The sequence below is a fragment of the Micromonospora matsumotoense genome (genome assembly GCF_900091525.1).
GTDB classification, from domain to species: Bacteria; Actinomycetota; Actinomycetes; order Mycobacteriales; family Micromonosporaceae; genus Micromonospora; species Micromonospora matsumotoensis.
Map to the genome: position 1 here is coordinate 1 of NZ_FMCU01000019.1, position 24,548 is coordinate 24,548.

At 73.7% G+C, this 24,548-nt stretch carries 23 protein-coding genes and 2 pseudogenes; 20 read left to right on the top strand and 5 right to left on the bottom strand.

Annotation, left to right across the window (positions count from 1 at the left end; translation table 11 throughout):
- Positions 1-87 (bottom strand): annotated as a pseudogene (locus tag GA0070216_RS34065) (IS5 family transposase); the annotation flags it as partial.
- 220 nt (positions 88-307) lie between these two features.
- Here GA0070216_RS34065 and GA0070216_RS27195 point away from each other — a divergent pair.
- The 3 genes and pseudogenes from GA0070216_RS27195 to GA0070216_RS36495 all read left to right on the top strand — a co-directional run.
- The gene (locus tag GA0070216_RS27195) at positions 308-652 is read left to right on the top strand and encodes a hypothetical protein (RefSeq protein WP_091252010.1); all 345 of its coding nucleotides are present in this window, start codon (positions 308-310) and stop codon (positions 650-652) included.
- On the top strand, positions 649-1,515 hold the full coding sequence (locus GA0070216_RS27200) for a hypothetical protein (RefSeq protein WP_091252012.1): 867 nt from the start codon (positions 649-651) through the stop codon (positions 1,513-1,515). Before GA0070216_RS27195 ends, GA0070216_RS27200 begins: the two co-directional genes overlap by 4 nt.
- Before the next feature lie 31 nt (positions 1,516-1,546).
- Positions 1,547-1,672, top strand: a pseudogene (locus tag GA0070216_RS36495) (SCO5389 family protein); the annotation flags it as partial.
- A 117-nt stretch (positions 1,673-1,789) separates the two neighbouring features.
- Here GA0070216_RS36495 and GA0070216_RS27210 read toward each other — a convergent pair.
- Entirely contained in the window at positions 1,790-2,215 is a 426-nt protein-coding gene (locus GA0070216_RS27210) for a Fur family transcriptional regulator (RefSeq protein WP_091252014.1), read from the bottom strand.
- 1,249 nt (positions 2,216-3,464) lie between these two features.
- Between GA0070216_RS27210 and GA0070216_RS27215 the strand changes: the two genes are divergently transcribed.
- From GA0070216_RS27215 to GA0070216_RS27250, 8 genes are all read left to right on the top strand, one after another.
- Positions 3,465-4,016: an SRPBCC family protein gene (locus GA0070216_RS27215; protein ID WP_091252017.1), complete on the top strand. Its 552-nt coding sequence runs from the start codon at positions 3,465-3,467 to the stop codon at positions 4,014-4,016.
- Positions 4,017-4,018: 2 nt separating this feature from the next.
- The gene (locus GA0070216_RS27220; protein WP_091252020.1) at positions 4,019-5,584 is read left to right on the top strand and encodes a class I adenylate-forming enzyme family protein; all 1,566 of its coding nucleotides are present in this window, start codon (positions 4,019-4,021) and stop codon (positions 5,582-5,584) included.
- Entirely contained in the window at positions 5,581-6,354 is a 774-nt protein-coding gene (locus tag GA0070216_RS27225; protein WP_091252023.1) for a 2,3-dihydro-2,3-dihydroxybenzoate dehydrogenase, read from the top strand. The genes GA0070216_RS27220 and GA0070216_RS27225 overlap by 4 nt, the downstream gene beginning before the upstream one ends.
- A gap of 24 nt (positions 6,355-6,378) precedes the next feature.
- The gene (locus tag GA0070216_RS27230; protein ID WP_091252026.1) at positions 6,379-7,029 is read left to right on the top strand and encodes an isochorismatase family protein; all 651 of its coding nucleotides are present in this window, start codon (positions 6,379-6,381) and stop codon (positions 7,027-7,029) included.
- A 113-nt stretch (positions 7,030-7,142) separates the two neighbouring features.
- Positions 7,143-9,113: a chorismate-binding protein gene (locus GA0070216_RS27235; RefSeq protein ID WP_091252027.1), complete on the top strand. Its 1,971-nt coding sequence runs from the start codon at positions 7,143-7,145 to the stop codon at positions 9,111-9,113.
- A gap of 29 nt (positions 9,114-9,142) precedes the next feature.
- Positions 9,143-9,616, top strand: coding sequence for an RrF2 family transcriptional regulator (locus GA0070216_RS27240; RefSeq protein WP_218108287.1), 474 nt, complete (start codon positions 9,143-9,145; stop codon positions 9,614-9,616).
- 215 nt (positions 9,617-9,831) lie between these two features.
- Positions 9,832-11,058, top strand: coding sequence for an MFS transporter (locus GA0070216_RS27245; RefSeq protein WP_091252031.1), 1,227 nt, complete (start codon positions 9,832-9,834; stop codon positions 11,056-11,058).
- Positions 11,055-12,146: an NADPH:quinone reductase gene (locus GA0070216_RS27250; protein WP_218108288.1), complete on the top strand. Its 1,092-nt coding sequence runs from the start codon at positions 11,055-11,057 to the stop codon at positions 12,144-12,146. Before GA0070216_RS27245 ends, GA0070216_RS27250 begins: the two co-directional genes overlap by 4 nt.
- Before the next feature lie 16 nt (positions 12,147-12,162).
- On the opposite strand, the gene GA0070216_RS27255 is transcribed toward GA0070216_RS27250, so the two are convergent.
- A complete protein-coding gene (locus GA0070216_RS27255) occupies positions 12,163-12,945 on the bottom strand; it encodes an SAM-dependent methyltransferase (protein WP_091252033.1) in 783 nt (260 codons plus the stop codon).
- A gap of 192 nt (positions 12,946-13,137) precedes the next feature.
- Between GA0070216_RS27255 and GA0070216_RS27260 the strand changes: the two genes are divergently transcribed.
- Positions 13,138-13,623 (top strand): hypothetical protein, encoded by a 486-nt coding sequence (locus GA0070216_RS27260; RefSeq protein ID WP_091252036.1) that lies wholly within the window; start codon positions 13,138-13,140, stop codon positions 13,621-13,623.
- On the opposite strand, the gene GA0070216_RS27265 is transcribed toward GA0070216_RS27260, so the two are convergent.
- Positions 13,588-15,933 (bottom strand): glycoside hydrolase family 65 protein, encoded by a 2,346-nt coding sequence (locus GA0070216_RS27265; protein WP_091252258.1) that lies wholly within the window; start codon positions 15,931-15,933, stop codon positions 13,588-13,590. The genes GA0070216_RS27260 and GA0070216_RS27265 overlap by 36 nt on opposite strands.
- 174 nt (positions 15,934-16,107) lie before the next feature.
- On the opposite strand from GA0070216_RS27265, the gene GA0070216_RS27270 reads away from it, so the two are divergent.
- Positions 16,108-16,737 carry a phosphatase PAP2 family protein gene (locus tag GA0070216_RS27270; protein ID WP_091252038.1) on the top strand — a complete coding sequence of 210 codons (630 nt, stop codon included), beginning with the start codon at positions 16,108-16,110 and terminating at the stop codon, positions 16,735-16,737.
- 93 nt (positions 16,738-16,830) lie between these two features.
- Here the strand turns inward: GA0070216_RS27270 and GA0070216_RS27275 are convergent, their stop codons facing one another.
- Positions 16,831-17,559: a prepilin peptidase gene (locus GA0070216_RS27275; protein WP_245722763.1), complete on the bottom strand. Its 729-nt coding sequence runs from the start codon at positions 17,557-17,559 to the stop codon at positions 16,831-16,833.
- A 546-nt stretch (positions 17,560-18,105) separates the two neighbouring features.
- On the opposite strand from GA0070216_RS27275, the gene GA0070216_RS27280 reads away from it, so the two are divergent.
- The 7 genes from GA0070216_RS27280 (at position 18,106) to GA0070216_RS27310 (ending at position 24,534) form a co-directional block, all read left to right on the top strand.
- The gene (locus GA0070216_RS27280; RefSeq protein ID WP_091252041.1) at positions 18,106-18,669 is read left to right on the top strand and encodes a hypothetical protein; all 564 of its coding nucleotides are present in this window, start codon (positions 18,106-18,108) and stop codon (positions 18,667-18,669) included.
- Positions 18,663-19,676 (top strand): hypothetical protein, encoded by a 1,014-nt coding sequence (locus tag GA0070216_RS27285; RefSeq protein WP_425413200.1) that lies wholly within the window; start codon positions 18,663-18,665, stop codon positions 19,674-19,676. Before GA0070216_RS27280 ends, GA0070216_RS27285 begins: the two co-directional genes overlap by 7 nt.
- A gap of 114 nt (positions 19,677-19,790) precedes the next feature.
- On the top strand, positions 19,791-20,441 hold the full coding sequence (locus GA0070216_RS27290; protein WP_091252043.1) for an SAF domain-containing protein: 651 nt from the start codon (positions 19,791-19,793) through the stop codon (positions 20,439-20,441).
- A gap of 2 nt (positions 20,442-20,443) precedes the next feature.
- Positions 20,444-21,247, top strand: coding sequence for a CpaE/TadZ family protein (locus GA0070216_RS27295; protein ID WP_091252045.1), 804 nt, complete (start codon positions 20,444-20,446; stop codon positions 21,245-21,247).
- A complete protein-coding gene (locus tag GA0070216_RS27300) occupies positions 21,237-22,778 on the top strand; it encodes a TadA family conjugal transfer-associated ATPase (RefSeq protein WP_091252048.1) in 1,542 nt (513 codons plus the stop codon). Before GA0070216_RS27295 ends, GA0070216_RS27300 begins: the two co-directional genes overlap by 11 nt.
- Positions 22,775-23,674 carry a type II secretion system F family protein gene (locus GA0070216_RS27305; RefSeq protein ID WP_091252050.1) on the top strand — a complete coding sequence of 300 codons (900 nt, stop codon included), beginning with the start codon at positions 22,775-22,777 and terminating at the stop codon, positions 23,672-23,674. The genes GA0070216_RS27300 and GA0070216_RS27305 overlap by 4 nt, the downstream gene beginning before the upstream one ends.
- On the top strand, positions 23,671-24,534 hold the full coding sequence (locus tag GA0070216_RS27310; RefSeq protein ID WP_091252052.1) for a type II secretion system F family protein: 864 nt from the start codon (positions 23,671-23,673) through the stop codon (positions 24,532-24,534). Before GA0070216_RS27305 ends, GA0070216_RS27310 begins: the two co-directional genes overlap by 4 nt.
- Positions 24,535-24,548 lie beyond the last annotated feature (14 nt).

The following is a 24,548-nucleotide window of genomic DNA, read 5'->3' on the forward strand; positions in this document are numbered from 1 at the left end:
GGCCTGCCGCCATGCGGTCAGACGGGGTGCGATCAGGGCCCATCGGGCGTCGGATAGGTCGGACGGATAGGCTCGTCGCGCGGTCATGATTCAGGCGTACGGTGCCGTGGCACCGGGTCGGCGGACGTCATGTCCGTCGATGTATAGCCGAATGTGAACCAGACACGATCCCGGGGTGAAATGCTGCGTTTCCGGTCAGGGTGGAGCCGGGTGGGATGGGGCTATTCTGGCCCGAGTGGGACATGTTGCCCCGCCAAGGCCGGGGCGCCAATCGGTCACACTGGCGCGAAGGTGAAGGAAACGTCCAGTGAGTATCGGTTTCGACCTCGACGAGCCGGAGAGCATCGCCCGCGTGATCAGGCCGAAGGACGAGACGCTCGGCGCGGCCTACGGGGACCGCCGCGCGCTGACCCTCTCCCCGGGTGAACCGGTGACCCTCGACGTCCAGGCGTACACCGACCGGTCGTACTGCGAATGGGTCGTCGAACTGGAACTCGATCTCCACGGCGAGAGGCGCGTCCAGGTGGTCGACGACCACGGCCGGCCGTTCCGCAGCACCGGCCTGGCCCGCCGTTACCAGGACCGGTACCACGCGCAGCTCCTCAACGGCTGGACCGCGGACGGTGCCGGACCGCCGGTCGGGAAACTGTGAACACCGACCGGCGGCAGACCGCCCTGCTCGTCGTCGTCCTGGTCCTGCCCGCGCTGCTGGCCTTCGGCGTGGTCCGGCTGCTCGGGGCGTCGGACGGTGCGCAACACCGGGCGGAGCGTTCCGCACCGTCGGGTCCGGCCGATCCCGCCCGCCCGGTCGACTCCGGCCCGGCCGTCGACCTGGCCGCCCGGCTCACCGCCCCCGAGGGCGGCACCGAGCTGACCTTCCAGATCGCCCGCGATCGGGCCGAGGCGGGGCCACCGCCGCAGGTCACGGACTGCCGACGGTTCGCCGAGTGGGCGCAGCGCAGCGGCGGCGTCCCGGTGGTTCCCGAGCCCGCCCACCTCCTGTCGGTGCACGCGCGGCGTGACCTCGACGTCACCGGGGTGTCGGTGGTGGCGGTACCGATCGCCCAGGTCACGCCCACCGAGGAGGACGGCCCCTGGGTGGAGTTGGCCTGTCGCGACGACGCCCCGGCTTCCACCGCCACGGCATCCGACGAGGGCCAGTCCGGGACAGACGCGGCGGACGGGGCCCCCGACCGTCCCCATGTCCTCACCACCGGGCAGACCATCGAGTTGCCGGTCACGCTCCAGCCCCCGTCCGACACCGGTGAGGTGCTTCCGCACGGGGTGTCCGACTACCGGCTGCAGGTGCGGATCGAGATCGACGGGGTCGAGGAGCAACACCTGCTCCCCGAGGGCTCCGCATCCTTCCGGTGCTGTGGACGCACCACCTTCATGGGCTTCCAGGCGGCCCGCTACGAGTGGCGGCTCTCCCCCTCCCGCTCGCTGCGACGCTGTGCCGAGCTGCGGTACGTCGAGGAGCCACCGCTGGCGAGGTGCGAGACCGGCCGACGCTGACGCGGCGTCGTACCGGGGTGTGGATACGGGCCTGACACGCCACTTCGGCGTGAAGCTGGCGTTCCAGAACTGTCGCCGGGTCGCCGCGTTCCGTCCGGCGGCGGTCGACTCGGAGCCCTACCGCCGCTTCGTCTCCACCCGGGGTCAACTCCTGAACCCCCCGAATGCTGCCGGGCGGCCGCCCACAGGCGACACCCGCACGCCGCCGGGCGGCCACGCACCGGCGACAGCCGGGCGAAAGACGGCGGCCCGGCGCGCAGCGTGCCCGCGTCGATCAGTGGGCGCACCGGGCGCAGGTGCCGAAGATCTCGAAGGTGTGCCCGACCTCGGTGAAGCCGTGCTGGGCGGCAACCTGGTCGGCCCACCGCTCGACCGCCGGCCCGGCCACCTCCACCGTGCTGCCGCACCGCCGGCAGACCAGGTGGTGATGGTGTCGGCTCTGGCTGCACCGGCGGAACAACTGCTCACCGCCGGGCAATCGGGTGGAGTCGATCTCTTGGGCGTCGACGAGCAGTTGCAGGGTCCGGTAGACCGTGGTCAGCCCGACCCGGGCCTTGCGGGCCAACAGCATCTGGTGCAGTTGCTGCGCGGTGTGGAAACCGTCGACCTCGCGCAGCAACGCCAGCACCTCGCCGCGCTGGCGCGTGTTCCGGGTCACGTTCGGCATCGCCTGGGTCACCGTACCGCCGTCTCCGCTCATCGCCTCGGCCCCCGACCGGCGGCCGTCGCTGCTCCTCGCCCCCACCGGTCCGCGCGGAGGCCGTACCCATTATGCGCTGCGCATATGGGCACGCCACGGCCCGTGGCGGTCCGCAGACGGCGGGCACCCCACCCCGGCGTCGGTGCGGGAACCGGGCAGGCGACGGCCGGACCGGGCGACCGGGATGGCCCGGCCGGGGACGATCGAGGGAACTGACGGGCGGATCAGGCGACGGCCGCGACCGGGCCGCGGGCCGTGGGTGCGTGGACCGTTGAGCGGCGCATACCGAACTCCAGTACACACCGCTGGTGGATATTCGTCACGGAAAATGGGTGCGACCGGTGCGCCGCAGCCTTCCGGCGGAGGCGCGGCGTGAAGTGGTCGTTCCCTGGTCAGAAAAGGATGATCTGGCTAGCTCAGACCCACCATTACATTGAACACCGCAACTTCCCTCAAGCGGATGTCTCACACCTCTGTCGAGCGCCGAGTCTAGGACGCCACCGGAACCCTGACAAGCAATGTCCCGGTTATCGCCCGCCGCTCCACGACCGGCGAGCACGCAGAGTAGCCGAACTGGGACCGGCAATCCGGCCGCCGACGACCGGGGCCACCAGCACTCGTCCCGCCACCAGCATCGAACGTCCGACCGGCCAGCACCCTTGGTGGCACAGGGTGACCAGAACAAACTCCCCCACCCGTCCGAAAAATGGGATGGGATCACTGGCGGCACCACCCGTCCGGGGCATCGACCCGACGGAAGTGACGGAGGTCATGTCGCCCTGCCCACTGTTCCATCGCCGCCCACCGGGAGCGTTGATCAGCAGCTCGCCCCGAGTCGCCCGCCGCCCTCGGGACCGACAGCGGGAGCAACCCACCCCCCACCAGCGACACTTCCCACATCCTGGGAGGTCTATCCAGCCCAAAAAGGTGACCCGGAGTCACGGATCAGGTCGATCCGTGCCACGCCGACGGCCTGGGTATAGATAAGGCACGATGGGTTGCTGCACAGAGTGACGGGGTGACCCGGCGTACCCGAGGTGCATTGCACGACCCCCGCGACGGACTTATGGTCTACCCGCACACCTGATCGAGAGTGATCAGTGTGGCACTCATAGTTACCGGCCCCGGCGTGTCACGTGGCACCACCGCACCGCGCACAGCCGGCGAAAGTCCGGTCGTTGTCGACCGTCCCCGTGCCGTTTGTCGCCCATTGTGCGGCAGTTCGGCACGCCCTCGGGAGGAGGTTTCCGTGTTGGGCGCGAAAGGCCATCGCGAATTGTTCGCGGTGCACGGCGAAATCGAGGTACGAGCCACCCCACAGCACATCTACGCGGTGGTCAGCGACCTACCGGCGAGTGGCCGGTGGAGCCCGGAATGCCAGGGCGGCGAATGGATCTCCGGCACCCCGGGCACGGTGGGCGCGGTGTTCCGGGGTGACAACGTCCGCACCGCGGACGTGGTGTCCTGGGCGCCGGTCGTGCGGGGCCAGTGGCAGACCACCGCCGAGGTGGTACGCGCCGCACCCGGCCGGACGTTCGCCTGGGCCATGCGCAACAGCGCCGGCGAACGCCAGGAGAGCGTCTGGTCGTACGAGATCAACGCCGCTCCGGGCGGCAGCCTGCTCGTCCACCGGTTCCGGATGGGTGAGCCGACCGAAGGCATCCGGGGCATCACCGCCGACCTCGACGCCGAGGCGACCGAGCGGTTCTTCACCCAGTGGACCGAGAAGCTGCGCGGCGACATCGACCTGACGCTCGCGCGCCTCAAGGCCTTCATCGAACAGTCCTCCGAGGGACGGTAGCCATGCTGCTGCAACGCGTCGCCAACCAGGGAATCCGACTCGGCACGGTCTTCGACCGGGCGCTCGCCCGGCACCCCGCCAACCTGCTCATCCTCGACCACGACCTGGACGTGGCACCGGAACTCGGCCGCCGGATCACCATGGCGGAGATCGCGGACCTCGTCGACGACCTCGCCTCCCGGCTGTGGGCGGCACGCATCCGGCCCGCCGACCGGGTGGTGGTCTACAAGTCGGACGGCTTCGACATTCCACTGCTCGCGGTCGCCATCGCCCGCATCGGCGCGGTCCCCGTGCTGCTGTCGCCCAAACTGGACGGTGCGACGGTCGCCGAGCTGCTGCGCCGGGCCGCACCGGCGTACCTGCTCACCGACGAGACGAAGCTGACCGGCACCCTGCCCGAGGGCGTCGACGAACTGGCCGACGGGGTGCTGCTCGCCGCCGGCACCCACCCGGCCGGCACCGCCCTGGCCGAGTTGGCCGGCGCACCCCGGGTCCCGGCCGTGACCATGCCCGCCGACCACCCGTCGCTGGTCACCCACACCTCCGGCACCACCGGCATCCCCAAGATGGCCGTGCACACCGGCTGGTCGCTCCAGGCCCGCTACCGGCCGCAGGCCACCATCGCCGGGCTGGTCCGCCGCCGTGAACCGCTGCTGCTGCACGTGTCGTTCGTGCACTCCCGGGCGATCAGCGCGATGACGCTGGCGTTGTCGCGCGGCGTACCGCTGATCGTGCTCGCCGACGACGACCCGGCGCGCGCCGCCGAACTCCTCGTCCGGTTCCGGCCCGGCGTGATCGAGGCGCACCCCAACTCGTTCCTGCGCTGGGAGGAGTTGGCCGACGACCCGCGCCGGCCGCTGGCCAGCGTCCGCTACTTCAGCAGCACGTTCGACGCGATCCACCCCCGCACCATCCGCCGGATGCTGGCCGCCTCCGACCACCGCAACCCGAAGTTCGCCCAGCTGTACGGCCAGAGCGAGACCGGCCCGGTGGTCGGCCGGACGTACAGCCGGCGGTGGGAGCCGGAGCACGACGGACGCTGCGTCGGTGTGCCGTTCCCCGGCATGACCGACATCCGGGTGGTGTCGATCGACGGCCGGCCGCCGACGCGGGAGTCGCCGGGCCGGATCGAGGCCCGCAGCGACGGCCGGGCGATCACCTTCCTCGGTGAGCCGGAGCGCTACGCGGCCCAGGTCGACGGCGGCTGGTGGAAGATGGGCGACGTCGGCTACCGCACCCGGTGGGGCTGCCTGCACCTGCTCGACCGCGAGGTCGACGTGGTGCCCGGCTTCGGCAGCACCCTGGTCGCCGAGGACCACCTGCTGGCCCGGATGAGCGACCTGACCGAGGTGATCATCGTGGCCACCGAGGGCCGGCCGGTGCCGGTGGTCTGCACCCGCGACGACAAACCTCTGGACCTCGACGCCTGGCACGCGGCGGCCCAGGGCCTGCCGCCGATGGCCGACCCGGTGCACCGCCGGCTGGCCGACCTGCCGCACACCGCCACCACCAAGATCAAGCGCCTGGAGCTGGCCCGGGTGCTCGCCGCCGAAGGTGTCGATCGGTGAGCACCGTCGGCACGGCCCTGGTCACCGGCGCGGCCGGTGGGATCGGTGCCGAGGTGGCCCGGGCGCTCGCCCGACGCGGCACCCCGGTCGCCGCCGTCGACAGCGACGCCGACCGGTTACGGGCCACCGTCGCCGAGGCCCGCACCGCCGGGCTGCCACTCACCGCGTACCCCGCCGACGTCCGGGAGGGTGCGGCGGTACGCGAGCTGGTGGACACCGTCGAACGGACGCTCGGGCCGATCGACGCCCTGGTGAACGCGGCCGGGGTGCTGCGCTCGGGTGAGGCGCGCGCGCTCACCGAGGACGACTGGCAGGTCACCTTCGCGGTCAACACCACGGGCGTGTTCCACACCTGCCGGGCGGTGGCCGACCGGATGGTGCCCCGACGACGCGGCACCATCGTCACCGTCGCCTCCAACGCCGCCGGCACCGCCCGCGCCGGGATGTCCGCGTACGGCGCGTCCAAGGCGGCGGCCACCGCGTTCACCAAGGCGCTCGGGCTGGAACTCGCCCGGTACGGCATCCGGTGCAACGTGGTCGCGCCCGGCTCCACCGACACCCCGATGCTGGCCGCGCTGCTGCCCGACGACGCGGCCCGGCGCTCCACCATCGGCGGGGTGCCGGAGGCGTACCGGGTCGGCATCCCGCTGGGCCGGATCGCCGACCCGGCCGACATCGCCGCCGCGGTGCTGTTCCTGATCTCCGACGACGCCCGGCACATCACCATGCAGCACCTGACCGTCGACGGCGGCGCCACGCTCGGCGTCTGAGCCCGACCGACCGAGGAGGAGACCGTGGGCATCCCGGACACCATTCGGTACGACCTGCCCGACCTGCCCGCCAACACCGTCGACTGGGTGCCCGACCCGACCCGCGCGGTGCTGCTCGTCCACGACATGCAGGGCTACTTCCTGCGTCCGTTCCCGCCCGACGTGCAGCCGGGCCGGGCCCTGCGGCACCACGCGGCCCGGCTGCGCGCCCGCTGCGCCGAGCTGGGCGTCCCGGTGGCGTACACCGCGCAGCCGGGGGCGATGACCGCGCTCCAGCGCGGCCTGCTGGCCGACTTCTGGGGGCCGGGGATGACCGCCGCGCCGCAGCACCGCCGGGTCGACCCGGCGCTCGCCCCCGCCGTCGGGGACTGGGTGTTCACCAAGTGGCGCTACAGCGCGTTTCACCGCACCGACCTGCTGGACCGCATCCGCGCCGCCGGCCGCGACCAGCTCATCATCTGCGGCGTGTACGCCCACGTCGGCGTGCTGGCCACCGCCTGCGACGCGTTCTCGCACGACATCGAGACGTTCGTCGCCGCCGACGCGGTGGCCGACTTCACCGCCGAGGACCACCGGATGGCCCTCACCTACGCGGCGAACCGGTGTGCCGTGGTGGCGTCGACCGACACCCTGCTCGCCGCGCTCCCGACCGTCACCGCACCGGCAGGGGTCTGAACCGCACGCCGGGGTGGCCACCGCCCCGCACCTCCACCCGCACCGCCCCGCACCGGCCGCCCGGCCGCCCCACCGGCCGGGCGGCCAACCACCCCCACGAGAGGAGGCGGGCGATGTCCGCAGAGCACCGACCACCGTCCGACCCGGCCGCGTTGCCACCCGTCGACCCGACCGGGCGCCGCCAGCCGTTCGCCCTGCTGCACCGGCCGTACGCGCACGACTACGGCTGGGCCGACGTGCTCGCCGGCCCGGTCACCCCGGTCGACCAGCTGGCCGACCTGCCCCTGCCCGATCCCGCGCGGACCCCGACGGGTGAGGACCTGCTGGTCCTGGTGCCGTACCGGCAGGTGGCCGAGCGGGGCTTCGACGCCCCCGACGACGGCACCCCGCTGCTGGCGATGCGGGTCGAACGGCAGGAGGTGCTGCCGCTGGCCGAGGTGCTGCGGCGCATCCCGGACGGCGAGATCCCGATCGGCCCCGGCGACTACGACCTGTCCGACGACGCGTACGCCGGGCTGGTGCGCGCGGTGCTCGACGCGGAGATCGGCAGCGGGCAGGGGGCCAACTTCGTCCTCAAGCGCACCTGGATCGCCGACCTGACCGGGGACCCGCTGACCGCCGCGCTGCGGTTGTTCCGTCGGCTGCTCGCGGCGGAGAACGGCGCGTACTGGACGTTCCTGGTGCACACCGGCGACCGGACGCTGGTCGGGGCGAGCCCGGAACGGCACGTCAGTCTGGCCGGCGGGCGGGCCGTGATGAACCCGATCAGCGGCACCTACCGGTATCCGGACTCCGGGCCGACGGTGCCCGGCGTGCTCGACTTCCTCGCCACCTCCAAGGAGACCGCCGAGCTGTTCATGGTGGTCGACGAGGAGTTGAAGATGATGGCCCGGATCTGCCCGGACGGCGCTCGGGTGCGCGGGCCGTACCTGCGGGAGATGGCCCGCCTCGCGCACACCGAGTACCTGGTGGAGGGGCGCACCGACGCGGACGTGCGGGACGTGCTGCGGGAGACGATGTTCGCGCCGACCGTGGTCGGCAGCCCGTTGCAGAACGCGACCCGGGTGATCGGCCGGTACGAGCCGACGGGCCGCGCCTACTACAGCGGCGCGCTGGCCCTGATCGGCCACGACGGGGACGGCCGCCGGACCCTGGATTCGACGATCGTGATCCGCACCGCCGACATCGACTCCGGCGGCCGGCTGCGGCTGTCGGTCGGTGCGACGCTGGTCCGCGACTCGGACCCGGTCGCGGAGGCGGCGGAGACCCGGGCGAAGGCCGCCGGCCTGCTGACCGCCCTGCACGCCCAGCCGGTCGGTGGGCTGGCCGCACATCCGGGGGTACGCCGGGCGCTGCGGCAACGCAACGATCGGGTCGGTCGGTTCTGGCTGGCCCCGGAGCTGTCCGGGGTCCGGGACCCGGCACCGCCCGACGACGTCGATCCGGTGCTCGGCGGCCGACGGGTCCTGGTGGTCGACGCCGAGGACACCTTCGCCGTCATGCTCGGTCAGCAACTGCGGTCGCTGGGGCTGGAGGTGACGGTGTGCCGGCACGACGAGCCGTTCACCGTCGACGCGTACGACCTGGTGGTGGCGGGGCCCGGCCCGGGTGATCCGCGCGACGACGGCGACCCGAGAATCCAGCTGCTGCGGGACACGATCGGGGCGCTGCTGGCCGACCGCCGCCCGTTCCTCGCCGTGTGCCTGAGCCATCAGGTGCTGTGTGACCTGCTGGGCATCCCGTTGCACCGGCTGCCGGTGCCCAACCAGGGGGTGCAGAAGGAGATCCGGTTGTTCGGTGCGGCCCGCCGGGTGGCCTTCTACAACACGTTCGCGGGGCGCTGCCCGACCGGGTGGCTGCCGGACGGGCGGCACTCCACGGCGGTGGAGGTGATCCGGGACCCGGCGACCGGAGAGGTGTACGCCCTGCGGGCGGCCGGGTTCGCGTCCGTGCAGTTCCACCCGGAGTCGATCCTGACCGAGGACGGGGTGGGCATCCTGCGGGAGCTGCTGTGCGCGCTGCCCCGGCCGAGGGTGGGATCGGAGCGCGGATATTCGGCCGTCGGCGTCGACTCCCGAAGCTAACCAGGACGTGTATTATCCTGGTTGTGCGGATGAGCGAGCAGGTCGAGTGGGGGCTGCACTGCTGCCTCACCCTCGCCTGGATCGGCGGCGAACACCCGATGCCCGCCGCCCGGCTCGCCGAGTGGTTCGAGCTGCCCCCGGCGTACCTCACCAAATGCCTCCAGGCCCTGACCAGGGCCGGCATTCTCCAGTCGGTGCCCGGCGCGCGCGGTGGGTTCCGCTTCGCCCGCCAACCGGCGGACGTGACGGTGATGGACGTGATGGTGGCGATCGACGGGGCCGACAACCCGTTCCGGTGCACCGAGATCCGCCAGCGTGGCGCGGGGGTGGACCCCTCCGCGCCGGAGTTCCGCACCCCGTGTGCCATCAGCACCGTGATGCACCGCGCCGACCTTGCCTGGCGGCGCGAGCTGGCCGGTCACACCCTGGCCGACCTGCTCGATTCGGCTCCGGCGGGAGCGGCCGAGCGCACCCGGCGCCGCTACGCGCTGCTGCGCGGCTGACGCCCCGCCCGCCACCTCCGCGACCGCCGACCGACCGTCGGCCCGCGCCCCACCACCCGGTGGCCCGCCCACGCCTGCACCATCGGCCGGCGATCCCGGTCATCGGGTCGGGCGGTTCCCCCTGCCGCCCGACCCGATGACCGTCCACACCCGAATTCCCGTGCCCGACGCGGTCCGCCGCGCCGCCGCATGCCGTCCCGCCAACCGGAGACCTCATGTCCCACCTGCACACCCGCACCGACCCAGGGCCGGCCACCACCGCCGGGCCCGGCCGGGGCCTACGGTTCACGCTGATCCTCGCCGCCGGCACCTTCGCCGTCGGCACCGACGCGTTCGTGGTCGCCGGACTGCTGCCCGACATGGCCGACGCGCTGCGGGTCTCCACCGCAGCCGCCGGGCAGTCGGTGACGGTGTTCGCCCTCTCGTACGCGATCCTCGCCCCGGTGCTGTCCACCCTGACCGCCCGGCTGCCGCGCCGTACCCTGCTGGTCACCGCGCTGCTGGTACTCGCCGTCGGCAACCTCGTCTCGGCGGGTGCCGACACGCTGCCGGTGCTGATCGTCGGCCGGATCGTCGCCGCCGCCGGCGCCGCCGCGTACACCCCCAACGCCGGCGCCGCAGGTGCCTCGCTGGTGCCGCCGGCGCTGCGGGGTCGGGCCCTGGCCGTGGTGATCGGCGGGCTCACCGTCGCCACCGCGCTGGGCGTCCCGCTCGGCGGCCTGACCGGCCGGTGGCTCGGCTGGCGGGCCGCGCTCGTCGCGGTCGCCCTGCTGGCGCTCGCCGTCGCGGTGGCCGTCCGGCTGGCCATGCCCGCGCTGCCCGGTGCTCCGGCCGTGCCGTTGCGCGCCCGGTTGGCCGCGTTGCGCCGACCGGGCGTACTCGCCGTGCTGCCGCTCACCGTGATCGGGATGGCCGCCTGCTACACCGTCTACGCCTTCGCCGTGCCGACCCTCGGCGCGCTCGGCGTCGGCGCTTACCAGGTCAACCTGATGTTGCTGGTCTACGGGGTGGGGGCGGTCGTCGGCAACGTCGCCTCCGGCTACGCCACCGACCGGTGGGGCGCGGTGCCGGTGCTGGTGACCGGGTACGCGGCGATGGCCGTCGCGCTGGGCGTGCTCGGCGCGCTCAGCACCGCCGGGTCCGCCCCGACGATCCTGGTCGCGCTGCTGGTCGGCGCGTGGGGCGCGGCGAGCTGGTGTCAGACCCCGGCACAACAGCACCGGTTGATCGCCGCCGCGCCGCAGCAGGCCCCGCTGGTGGTGTCACTGAACTCGTCCGCCATCTATCTCGGCATCGGCCTGGGCACCACCGCCGGCGCCGCCGCGCTCCCCTCCGGCGTGCCCACCATGTACGCCCTCGGCGCGGCCGGGGCCGTGGTCGCCCTGCTGGTGCTCCACCTCGGACAGCGGATCACCCGACGGGACGGGGCGGTGGCGTCGTGACCGCCGCGACCGGCCCCGGCCGGGGCCCCACCGCCCGACCGGTGCCGACCGCCGGGCGGCCGACCCCACCGGGCCCCCGGCCCGGCCGACCCGGCGCGACGGAGACCACCCCCGCCGCGTACGTGGAGCGGACCGGGCCGGCCGAGTCGATCCGGTTCGGCGCGCTGCCCGCACCCGGGCCGACGCCGACCGAGGTGCTGGTCGGGGTGGAGGCGAGCCCGGTGAACCGGGTGGACACCTTCGTCCGGTCCGGCGCGTTCGCCACTGCGCTGACCTTCCCCTTCGTCGTCGGGCGGGACCTGACCGGGACGGTGCTGCGGGTCGGCGCGGCCGTCACCGGCTTCACGCCCGGCGACCGGGTGTGGTGCAACAGCATGGGCCACGCCGGCCGGCCCGGTGCCGCCGCCGGCCTGGTGGCGGTGCCCGCCGACCGGCTCTACCCGGTGCCCGCCGGGGTGGACCCGCTGGTGGCGGTGGCGGTGGCACATCCGGCCGCGACCGCGTACCTCGCCCTGGTCACCCACGCCCGGGTCCGGCCGGGCGAGGTGGTGCTGGTGATCGGCGCGGGCGGCAACGTGGGCAGCGCCGCCGTCACCCTGGCCCGCGCCGCCGGGGCCCGGGTGGTGGCGACCGCGCACCCCCGGGACGCCGACTTCTGCGCCGGCCTCGGCGCGGAGCCGGTGGTCGACTACCGGGACGTCGACTGGGCGTCGAAGGTCCGCCGCGCGTGTCCGTCCGGGGTGGACGTGGTGGTGGACGCGGCCGGGATCAACGACCTGCCCACCACCGTCGGCCTGCTGGCCCCCCGGGGCCGGGTGCTGGTGCTGGCCGGGCTGGGGACCGCCCCGACGCTGCCCGCCGGGGAGCTGTACCTGCGCGACGGGGCGGTGCTGGGCTTCGTGATCTCGCACGCCACCGTCGCCGAACTCGCCGACGCGGCCCGGGCGATCAACGCGTTGCTGGTCGACGGCCGGCTGCGGGCCCGGACCGTCGAGACGCTCCCGCTGGCCGCCGCCGCCGAGGCGCACCGCCGCGCCGAGGACGGCCTGCACGGGGTACGCACCCTGCTGCTGCCCGACCGGGTGTGACGACGGCGGGCGGCGGTCAGCGGCGTAAGCCCATCCCGGCGTAGCCGTGGGAGATCCGTTCCCGTGGCTCCCCGTCGGGCCGCCAGTCGGCCACCCGGACCAGCCCCGGGTCGACCAGGTCGTACCCGTCGAAGAAGCGCAGCACGTCGGCGTGCGGGCGGGGCACCAGCGGGGCGCTGCTGCGTTGGTAGACCGCCTGCCCCTGCCGGGTGGGCAGCGGCGGGGCACCGTCCATGGTCAGGTGGGACACGACAAGGGGGCTGCCGGGGACGGTCGCCTCCCGCAGTCGGGTGACGGCGGCCCACGGTTGCTCGGCGTCGGTGACGAAGTGCAGCACCGCCACCAGCAGCACGGCGACCGGGCGGCCGAAGTCGATCACCGCCCGGACGTCGGGGTGGGCCAGCAGCTCGTCCGGGTGACGCAGGTCACCGTGGACGACGGTGGTCCGCCCGTCGACCGGCAGCAGCCGCCGGGCGTGCGCGACGGCCACCTCGTCGTAGTCGACGTAGACCACCGTCGAGTCGGGGGCGACCTGACGGACGATCTCGTGCACGTTGCCCTGGGTGGGCAGCCCGGCGCCGATGTCGAGGAACTGGCGTACGCCCAGCTCGGCGGCGTGCCGGACGGCCCGGCGCAGGAAGTGCCGGTTGGCCTGGGCGGCGATCCCGGTGTCCGGGAAGATCCGCAGGATCTGCTCGGCGGCGGCCCGGTCGGCGGCGAAGTTGTGGCACCCGCCGAGGTAGTAGTCGTACATCCGGGCCACGTTCGGCCCCTGTTCGGCATCGATCGGCGTGGTCATCCGGCCCTCCCCTTCCCCTCGTGCCCGTCGGTGCTGCGCGACGCCCCACCGGTGCACGGCGGGCCCGTCGCGCCTGATGTCTAGCATCCCGGGCGACGAGGTGTTGACCCGCCGTGTCGGCGAGCCGGCTGCCCGGGACCGCCCCGGGCCGGTATGACGGTGACACCGACCGTCGGCGAGGAGGTATCCGAGATGAACACTGACCGGGAGACCGTGGAGGTGGACCCGGCCCTGTTCCGGGCCGTGTACGACTCACCCGCCTCGCTGCCGGGGCGGCACCGCTGGACCACCCCGGAGCACGACGTACGCCGGCTGGAGAAGCTGCTCGGGATGCCGGCGCAGAGCATCGGCGCACCACTGTGGGTCAGCGGTGACGAGCCGGACTGCCCCAAGTGCGGACGCCGGACCACCTGGCTGGACATCGTCGCGTCGGCCCTCAAGGGTGTGCACGACCCGGCGATGATCGCCACGGTGATCCTCGGTGACCGCCGGTACGTCAACACCGAGGTCCCGGACGCGATCGCCGGGGTGCACTGCCTCGACTGCCACACCCCGATCACCGGGCTGCGCAGCTTCAAGTGCCACAACTGGGCGTACGCCTTCGAGGAGCTGGCGGTGGTGCGGGAGCGGATGCGGGGCGGGTCAGGCCCGACGGGCCGGCCGCCGGCCGGGCGGTGACGGCGGCTCCGGCCCCGGGTCGGGCACCGGCGGCATCGGCCGGGTGACCGCCGCCGCGCCGGTGACCGTGACCGGTTCCCCGGCGTGCCGCAGCGCGACCGCCGTCGCCGGGTCGGCGTCGGGCAGCTCGTAGCGGGCCCCGTCCCGGGTCAGGGTGACCCGCAGCCGGTGCCCGTGCCAGCGCAGGTGGAAGGCGAGCCGGTCGAGCCGGGCCGGCAGCCGGGGGTCGAACGACAGCTCCCCGGTGTCGTCGCGCAGCCCGCCGAAGCCCTCCACCACCGCCGTCCACGCCCCGGCCAGCGCGGCCAGGTGCAGCCCGTCGCTGGTCTTGTCACCGAGGTCGGCGAGATCGTGCAGGGCCGCCTCGGCGAACAGGTCGTACGCCAGGTCCAGGTGGCCCAGCTCGGCGGCGAGCACCGCCTGGGAGCCGGCGGACAGCGACGAGTCGCGGACCGTGCGGGCCTGGTAGTAGGCGAAGTTGCGGCCCTTCTCCTCGGCGGTGAACTCCCCCGGGAAGCGCTGCATGGCGAGCACCAGGTCGGCCTGCTTGACCACCTGCCGCCGGTACAGCTCCAGGTAGGGGTAGTGCAGCAGCAGCGGGTAGTCGTCGTCGGTCATCGCCGCGAAGTCCCACTCGGGTTGCTCGGTGAAGCCCGCCGCCTGCTGGTGCACCCCACGCTTGCGGTCGTAGGGCAGGTGCACCGCGTCGGCGGCGGCCCGCCAACCGGCGATCTCCTCCGCGTCGACGCCGAGCGCGGCGGCCCGCTCCGGGTGCCGTCGGGCGGCGTCGGCGGCCCCCCGCAGGTTGCGCCGGACCATCAGGTTGGTGAAGACGTTGTCGTCGACCAGGGCGGCGTACTCGTCGGGACCGGTGATCCCGGTGACGTGGAACGCGCCGTCGTCGGACCAGTGGCCGTAGCCGGCCCAGAGCCGGGCCGTCTCCACCAGCAGCTCCAGCCCGGTGTCGGCGAGGAACTCCTGGTCGCCGGTGGCCGTGACGTAGCGCAGCACCGCGTCGGCGATGTCGGCGTTGACGTGCAGGGCGGCGGTGCCGGCCGGCCAGTAGCCGGAGCACTCCCGGCCGCCGATGGTGCGCCACGGGAAGGTCGCCCCGGTGAGTCGCAGCTCGGCGGCGCGGTCCCGGGCCTCGGGCAGGTGGGCGTGCCGCCAGCGCAGCGCACCCCGGGCCACCCCGGGCAGCAGGTACGTCAGCACCGGCAGCACGTAGCTCTCGGTGTCCCACAGCACGTGCCCGTCGTAGCCGTTGCCGGTGAGCCCCTTCGCCGCGATCGTCCGGTCGCCGTCGACCCGCCCCGCCTGGAGCAGGTGGAACACCGAGAAGCGGACGGCCTGCTGCAGCTCGGCGTCGCCGTCGATCTCCACGTCGGCGGTGCGCCACCGCTCGTCGAGCACGGCCCGCTGGTCGGCCAGCAGCGCGTCGAAACCGTGCCGCCGGGCGGCGTCGACCTCGGTGGTGACCAGGTCGGCCAGCTCGTCGGGGGTGCCGTCGTCGACCGGCGCGCACTCGTACGCGGCGTACTTGGTGAGCTGCAGTTGCCCGCCCGGCGCGAGCCGACCCTCGACGGTCATCCGCAGCCGGTCCGGGGTGTGGTCGTCGCCCTCGGTGAAGCCCGCCGGGACCGTCGTCTCGTGGGTCACCGCGACGGCGACCCGCTGGGCGCTGCGGTCGGTGCGGTGCACCAGCACACCCCGGTGGCCGTCCGGGCGGTGCAGCTCAGCGTCGAGCGGATCGTGCACGACCGAGGCGGCCCGGGGGTCGTCGGCCCGTTCCGGCACCCGCTCGTTGGCCAGCACGTCCGCGCAGACCCGGATCTCGACCGGCCGGTCGTCCAGCGGTTCGACCTGGTAGCGGACGGCGGCGACGGCGTGTCGGGGCAGTGAGACCAGTCGGGTGCTGCGGACCCGCACCCCGTGACCGGCCGGTGAGATCCACTCGGTGTGCCGTTCCACCACGCCGGCCCGCAGGTCGAGGGTGCGCTCGTGGGCGCGGACCGTCCCGGTGCGCAGGTCCAGCGGTTCGCCGGCCACCCAGAGCCGGATCAGGGCGGCGTTGGGCGCGCTGATCACGGTGTCGCTGTCCTGCGGGAAGGCGTACCCGTCCTCGGGGTAGCTCTGTTGCCGCCGCTCGTGGAGGCCGTTGAGGTAGCTGCCCGGCATGCCGTAGGGCTCGCCCTCGTCGAGGGTGCCCCGCCAGCCCACCCAGCCGTTGCCGAGGGCGAAGACCGACTCGGTCTCGCCGAGTCGGTCCAGGTCGGTGGCGGTACGCCGGATCTGCCAGGTCTCGTCCATCTGCACGGCGGGGTGGTACCCGGCGACGGCGGGCGGTCAATCGCGGGAGCCGCTGTGAACTCGCTGTGACGCAGGCGGCGAACCGCCGCTGCATCCCGCAGCATGTGACCGTTCCACCCATTTCCTGTGCCTCGATTGTGCTAAAAGCGGTATGACTCTTTCGTGAGGTGAGCAATGAACCAGGCTGTTACCACGGACATTCCCGATATCAGTGAGCAGTGGTACCGCGACGCCGTCGAGGTGGCCGACTCCGCCCCGGCCCCGGTGCAGTGGTTCACGGTGCACTTCACCGAAGCGGTGATACTGCTGCTCGGCCTGCTCCTGGTGGCCGTCGCCGTGCCCCGGCTGCTCCGCGCCGACCCGTGGGGCCGGGCCCTCGCCCTGGTCGCGCCGGCCACCGTCGTCCTGGCGTACGGGTGCAGTGAGGCGCTCAAGTCACTGGTGGACGAGGACCGGCCGTGCCGGGGTGCGGCCACCATCCTGGCCGGGCAGTGCCCGCCGGTGGGCGACTGGTCGTTCCCGAGCAACCACGCCACCATCGCCGGGGCGCTGGCCACCGCCGTGCTGCTGCTGTCGCCCCGGTGGGGTCTGCTCGCCGCGCCGATGGCCCTGCTCGCCGCGCTCTCCCGGGTCTTCGTCGGCGTGCACTACCCGCACGACGTCCTCGCCGGTCTGCTCCTCGGCGTCGCGGTGACCCTGCTGGTCACCCCGTTGGCGGCCCGCGTTCTCGCCGAGACACTGCGCCGCCGCTCCGCCACGGCCCTCCGGGAACCGGTCCCCACCGCCCCCGGCCCCCGCCACTGAGCGGGACCGACCCTGACCGCTGAGCGGCACCGGCCCCGGCCGCAAAGCCGGACCGGCCCCGGCCGCTGAGCGGGGTCAGCGGCCAGGGCCTGCTCAGCCGGTCAGGAGGAGGGCGGCGCAGGTGCCGGCGACCAGGAACGGGCCGAACGGCAGGTGGCTGGACCAGCCGACCCGGCGGGATGCCAGCAGCACCACGCTGACCAGCGCCGACAGCAGGAAGGTCAGCACCAGGCCGGTCACCAGCAGGCCCCAACCGTGCCAGCCGAGCAGCGCCCCGGTCCCCAGCGCCAGCTTGGCGTCGCCCAGGCCGAAGCCCCGCCGGCCGAGCAACAGCGTGGTGGCGGCGAAGGCCAGCCCGAGCGCCGTACCGGCCGACACCGCGCGCAGCCACGGCCCGGCACCCGCCCCGGTCAGCGCGGCCACCCCGAGCAACGCCCAGGTGCCGGCGGCGGCGGGCCAGGTCAGCCGGTCCGGCAACCGGTGCACCGCCAGGTCCACCAGGATCAGTGGGATCGCCCAGCCGAGCCACCAGGCCAGCGCGGCCCGCTCGGCCAGCACGCCGTCGACCAGCACCAGCATCGCCACGGCCGCCAGCAGCAACGCCTCGACCGCGAGCGGCGCCGCACCGATCCGCCCCCGGCAGGCCGGGCAGCGGGCCGCCGGCCCGAGCGCCGGCAGCGGCCGGTCCAGCCCGATCGGCGCGCCGCAGCCGTCGCACCCGGCCCGGTCCACCACCCCCGGGGGTACGGCGTACCGGGCGACCGCGAGCCGCAGCACCGGCACCACCGCCAGCGCCCCCGCCAGCCGCCGCCCGAAGAACACGGAGGGTGACTTCCCGTGGGGACCGGGATAACGGTCCGATATCGAGATGGTGTCCGGAGTGGACGCCGGTCCGACCCTTACCCCCTCAGGCGGTTCCGGGGCGGTGGCCGAGACGGACCGGGAACGGATCGGACCAGCCTCCTCGACCCGCCCCATATCCCCCGGTGACGCGGGCGGTTCGACGGCCGGGCCGATCCGATCGGCGGGCACCCGCCCACGATCGGCCGGCACCGGTCGCCCCGGCCGGCCACCCTGGACATCGCCCACCTTCGGTCACTCCTGCCCATCACTGAGAGTGCACGGTTGAATTGCCTCTGTTGCATCGGCGCACGTCAGCCTATGCTCGCCCCTTGGGTGGGACGCAACCCCGAGCAGCCGCGTCAGCGCCCACACCGGACCACACGCTCCACAGTTGGCAGAAGATCCACACAGGTAGATGCCGCAGCACCCGGACATGTCCGATCGACATCATCCCGGCGTACCGCCGCATGCCCGGAGGCCGCCACGATCGCCGCCGCCGGGTAGTACCGAGGAGGGGCACGGCAAATGCGTACTAGGCATTCCCGCCGCTGGACCACCTGCCTGGTCATCGCCGTGGTGGCCGGCTCCGCCGCCGGCTGCGGAAACTCGCCGGAGACGACCAGCGCGCCCGCCCCCCGGCCCGCCAGCGACACCCGCCAGCCCACCGAGGCGGAACGGACCGCCGAACGGGCCGCACTGGCGGCGTACGCCGGCTATCTGGACGCCTCCCGCGAGGCGAGCCGGGACAGCGACCCCCGCCACCCGAAACTGACCCGGTTCCTGGCCGACCCGCTGCTCACCCGGGTCCGGGTGGCCATCGACGCCACCCGCCGACACGGCGCGGTACGCACCGGGACGCTCAAGTCCGCACCCACCGTCACCGCCGTCAGCCTGGACGGCGACCCGCCGACCGTGGAGATCCAGGACTGCCTGGACGCCACCGGCTACCGGCTGGTCTATGCCAAGGACAAGCGGGTGGTGCCCGGTTCCGGCGGAAGCCGGCACCTGGCGACCGCCACCGCGACCCGCTACCCGGACGGCCGGTGGCTGATCAGCGCCGGCGCGGCACACGAGGACCAGCCATGTTGACCCGGGAAGGAACACCCGTGCCGACCCACTCCGCCCCGCCCCACGCCGTCCCCGCCGCCCCGACCCCCACCGGCCCAACCGGCGGCCCGACCCACCGACAGGCCGCCGGCCTGCCCCGACGGGTGCTGGCCGGGGTGTTGCTGGCACTGCTGGTCGCCGTGGCCGCGCCGCCGGCCCAGGTGCAGGCCGCCGGCCCGGGGGTGGAGTGCCCACCGGGGCAGAACGACTGCAGCGTCTGGGACGACGACCCGGGCACCCCCGGCGACCCGGGTGGTGGCACCGGTCCGGGCAGCCCGAACAGCCCCGGCGCCACCCCGAAGTGCCAGTGGAACGGCAAGCCGCTGCCCTGCTACAACCCGAACCTCGGCTGGTTCGACAACGCCAGTGGCTGCTACTACAAGGTCGCCGAACCCCAGCGCGAGGCCCCGGACGGCCAGGTGTGGTACGTCCGGACCTGCAACGGCGGCGACCTGGGCGACCAGTCGATGGTGCTGCTCGACGACGAGCCGCCCGGGTTCGGCACCCCGCCCGACCCGGAGGAACTGGCCCGCCGGGCGCTCGCCTCGATCAGCCTGCTGCCACCCCGGGCCTCGGTGGCCCCCCGGCGCAGCATGGGCCCCGGCCTGGTCGGCCTGCCGGTCTGGATGTGGGCCAGCACCGGCCGGAACTACTTCGGCCCGCTCCGCGCCTCCGCCAGCGACCGTGGCCTGACCGTGCGGATCACCGCCGAGGTCGAGCGGATCGTGTGGACCATGGGCAACGGCAAGAAGATCACCTGCACCGGCCCCGGCACGCCGTACAAGGCGACCGGTCCGAACGCCGGCAAGAAGTCGCCGACCTGCGGCTACGACACCGGTTACGCCAAGGCCGGCAACTACCGGGTCAGCGCCACCACCTTCTGGAACGTGCACTGGGAGGGCGGTGGTCAAAGCGGCGACATCCCGCAGACCCGCACCAGCGGCGTGGTCGAGATCCAGATCAAGGAACTCCAGGTGGTGACCCGATGAAACCGCGCCGGACAACGGTTCTGCGAGCCCCGCAGTCGCGAACGGAGATGTCCCAGTGAGCGCGAGGAGTGAGCCGGTTTTGCGAGCCCCGCAGTCACGAACGGAGATGTCCCAGTGAGTCTGGCCACCCGCAACGGCGGCCCGGTGGATGCGCCGGTCGCCCCGCCCAAGGTGGTCCGGCAGCGCCGTACCCGACCCGGCCTGCTCGGGCTCGCCGTGCTGCTGATCGCGTTGGGCGGCCTCGGCGCGGCCTTCGCGGTCACCTCGGTCCGGGCCACCGGCAGCTACCTGGCCATCGCCCGCCCGGTCGAGGTGGGTCGCGTCCTGACCGCCGACGACCTGGTCAGCGTGCAGGTCTCCGGGGGTGCCGGGCTGTCCCCGGTGCCGGCGAAGAAGCGCGACGAGGTGGTCGGCAAGCGGGCCGCCGTGTCGCTGGTCCCCGGTTCGCTGCTCACCATGGCCCAGCTCACCGACGCCCCGCTGCTCAGCCAGGGGCAGCAGCAGATCGCGCTGGGCCTGGAGCCGAGCAAGGTGCCGGCCCGCAAGCTGCACCCCGGTGACAAGGTGCTGCTGGTCAGCACCCCGGACGAGGACGCCGACAACCAGCCCACGGCCACCCGGTTCACCGCCACGGTGATCGACGCGGTCGCCCCCGAGAACGACGACGTGGTGGTCTACCTGGCGCTCGCCGTCCGGGACGTCCCGGCGGTGGTGGTGCTGGCCGCGCAGGACCGGATCGCCCTCGTGCTGACCGAGGCGGCCTGACCATGGCCATCATCGCGCTGGTCTCGGCGAAGGGCTCACCCGGCGTCACCACCACGGCGCTGGCCTGCACCCTGAGCTGGCACCGGCGGTTGGTGCTCGCCGAGTGCGACCCGGCCGGCGGTTCGGTGCTCGCCGGCTACCTGGGCGGCGCGCTCGACGGGCCGCGCGGCATCGGTGAGCTGGCCGTGGGTGAGCTGCGCGACGGCAGCCTGGAGTCGACGTTCTGGTCCCAACTGGTCGACCTGGACGCGCCGAGGCGGGAGCGGCTGCTGCTGCCCGGTGTGGTGGACCCGGCGCAGGCCGGCAGCGTCACCCCGCTGTGGCAGCGGTTCGCCGACTTCTTCCGCACCCTGGAGAGGGGCCGCCCCGGCTACGACGTGATCGTCGACTGTGGCCGGCTCCAGGTCTTCGGGCCGCCCTGGCCGCTGCTGCGCGCCGCCGACGTGGTGTTGCTGGTGACCCGGGCGCAACTGCCCGGCCTCTCCGGCACCCGGTCGATGATCCGGGCGATCGAACGGGACTTCACCGACCACCGGGTCCCGCCGGGCACGCTGCGGCTGCTGGTGGTCGGCGACGGGCACGGTAACGCCGAGATCGGCAAGGCGTTGGGAGTGCCGGTGATCGCCCGGTTGCCGGAGGACGCGCGTACCGCGCAGGCGCTCAGCTTCGGCGGCACGGTCCGCGCCGGACGGCCGCTGCTGCGCGCGGCGGCCGCGTTGGAGGCCCCGGTCCGGGAGTTGCTGGAGCAACGGCGGGCCCGGTTGGCCTGGCCGACCCCGGCGCAGGGGGTGCCGGATGCGGTTTGAGCCGGTCTCCCACGACCCGCGCACCCCGCCGCCGGGGGCCACCTCCACCATGCCGCCGCTGCCACCGGCGAACGGCCGGCACCACACCCCCGCGCCGTCGCCGGCACCCGCCCCGCCCGCGCCCACCCCGCCGCCCCGGCCGCGGGTGGACTTCGCGGTGGTCCGGGAGCTGCGCCGGGAGCTGAGCGAACGGCTCACCCAGTGGCAGCGCGGCCGGGAGTTCGACGCCGACGCCGAGGAGGTCGAGCGGGCCCGGCTCGCCGTCGCGGTGGTCTCCGGCTACGCCGACGCGGTACGCCGGGCCGGCACCCCGCTCAGCGCCGACGAGGAACGGACCCTGCTCGACCAGGTGACCGCCGAGCTGGTCGGGCTGGGCCGGCTCCAGACCCTGCTGGTCGACGACACCATCGAGGAGGTGCACATCCTCGGCTGTGACCAGGTGCGCATCACCCGGCACGGCGGTGGCGTCGACTGGGGCGAGCCGATCGCCGACAGCGACGACGAACTGGTGGAGATCCTCCAGGCGGCGGCCCGCCGGGCCGGGGCCACCGAACGGTCGTTGTCCACCTCCAAGCCGACGCTGGACCTGCAACTGCCCGACGGCAGCCGGTTGGCGGCGGTGTTCCTGGTCAGCCACCGGCCGTACGCGGTGATCCGCAAACACAACACGTTGGACGTCAGCCTCGACGACCTGGCCGGCAGCCGCCCCGACCTGGACGAGATGATCGATCCGCTGCTGCGCGACTTCCTCCGGGCGTCCATGCGGGCCGGGTTGAACATCATGGTCGCCGGGCTGGCCGGGGCCGGCAAGACCACTGTCATCCGGGCGCTGATGGACGAGATCCCGCCCGACGAGCCGTACGTGCTGCTGGAGGAGAGCCGGGAGTTGCTGCCGGCCCGGCGCGGGGACAAGCACCGGGCGGTGATGAGCTTCGAGTCCCGGGAGGGGCACGGCGAGCGTGGCCTGGACGGTCGACCGGCCGGTGAGGTGAGCATCGCCGACCTGATCCCGGTGTCGCTGCGGATGGGCGTGCTGCGGATCATCGTGGGCGAGGTCCGGTCCCGGGAGATCGTGCCGATGCTCCAGGCGATGACCACCAGCCGGGGATCGATGTGCACCATCCACGCCCGTACCCCGGCCGGGGTGAGCGAGCGGATCATCGAGCTGGCGCTGGCGTACGGCCGGGAGATGACCGTCGACCAGGCCCGCCGGATGGCCGGCAACGCCCTCGACCTGATCGTCTACGTCACCGTCGAGGACGAGACCGCGATCGGCGGACGCAAGCACCGGTTCGTCTCCCACGTGGAGGAGGTGATCGGTGTCGGCGACGCCAACCGGATCACCACCACCACCGTCTTCGGGCCCGGCCCGGACGGTCGGGCCATCCCCCGCCACCTGCCCGAACGGGTCCGGGGGCAACTGCTACGGGTCGGCTACGACGCCCGGCTGCTGTCCCGTTTCATCGAGGCCGGGGCGGGCGCCTGGCGTCGTCCCCGGCACAGCCGCCTCGCCCCGGTGGTGCGCCGATGAGCACCATCGAACTGCTCGCGGTGGTCTCCGGGGCGGCCTGTGTCGGTGGGATGGTGCTGGTCGTGGTGGCGTTGTTCGGCACCACCAAGCCGACCCGACCGACCCGCACCTCGACCACCGGGCTGCGCCGGCTCTGGCTCGGCTCCGGCACCAACCGGCGGGACCAGCGGGCCCACCAGATGACCCTGGGTGCGGCGGCGGTGGCGGGGGCGCTGGCCTTCCTGCTGACCGGGCTGCCGGTGGTGGGGCTGATCGTGGCGGTGGCGGTGCCGGGGGTGCCCTGGCTGTTCGCGGTGGGCCGGGCCGAGGAGCGGGCCATCACCCGGATCGAGGCGGTCGGCGAGTGGACCCGCCGACTCAAGGACGTCTCCAACACCGGGCAGGGCCTCCAGCAGGCGATCGTCGTCACCATCGCCACCGTCCCGGACCAGATCCAGGAGGAGGTACGGCTGCTCGCCGCCCGCCTCCAGGCCGGCTGGACGGCCCGGTCCGCCCTGCTGGCGTTCGCCGACGAGATCGGCGACCCGGTCTGCGACCAGGTGGTCGCCGCGTTGATCCTGCACCTGACCGACCGGGGGGAGCGCCTCGGCGACGTGCTCGGCTCGATCGCCTCGGCCGCCTCCGCCGAGGTGGCTACCCGGCGTGAGGTGGAGGCCAAACGCACCCAGCCCCGGTTCGCGGTCCGCTTCCTCACCGGGATGACCCTGGCCGTGCTGGCGTACGGGTTGGTCAACACCGAGTACGTCCGGCCGTACGGGACGTTCTTCGGTCAGGTGCTGATGGCGACGCTCGCGACGGCGTTCATCGCCCTGCTGGTGTGGGTACGCGCGATGAGCCAGCCCCCGCCGCCGCCCCGGTTCCTGCCCAGGCCCGACCCGGCGGAGCTGGTCGCATGACGCTCAACTGGCAGCTCACCATCGCGGTGCTCGGCGGGGCCGCCATCGGGCTCGGCCTGTTCCTGCTGGTCCGGGAGGCGTTGCCGGCCTCCCCGGCGCTCGGCCCCGCGCTGCGCCGGCTGCACCAACCGCCGGGCACCGCCGTCGTCGCCGGGCGGGGGCCGGACTGGTTGGGTGGCTTCTCCCGCTGGCTGCGCCCGCCGCACCGTCAGCTCGCCCTGCTCGACCAGACCCCCGAGCAGTACGCCATGTCGATCCTGCTCTCCGCCCTGGTCGGGCTGGCCACCCCGACGGTGGCGGGGGCGCTGCTCTTCCTGGCCGGGGTGAGCATGCCGGTGGTCGTACCGGTGCTGGGCAGTCTGGGGTTGGCGCTGGTCTGCGCGCTGCTCGCGCACCGCACGGTGCTGGCCAAGGCGGACACCGCCCGGGATGAGTTCCGCGCGGCGGTCTGCACCTACCTGGATCTGGTGGCGTTGCAACTGTCGGCGGCGCACGGCCCGGTGCAGTCGCTGGAACGCGCGGCGGCCGTCTGCGACGGCTGGGTCTTCGCCCGCATCCGGGAGTCGCTGCGGATCGCCCAGATGCAGATGCACTCGCCCTGGGACGAGTTGCAGGAACTGGCCGAGAAGATCGGCATCCCGGAGCTGGGTGACGTCGGAGCGATCATGCGGTCCTCCGGCAGCGAGGGCGCCCAGGTGCACGAGACGCTGCGCAGCCGCGCCGAGTCGCTCCGGGACCAGATCCGCACCGACAACCTGGCCCGCGCCGAGGGCGTCACCAGCCGGCTGGACATTCCCGGCTCGCTGCTGGTCTTCGTGCTGCTGGCGTTCGTCCTCTATCCGTTCATCGCCCGCCTCTGAGCAACCCACCCCGA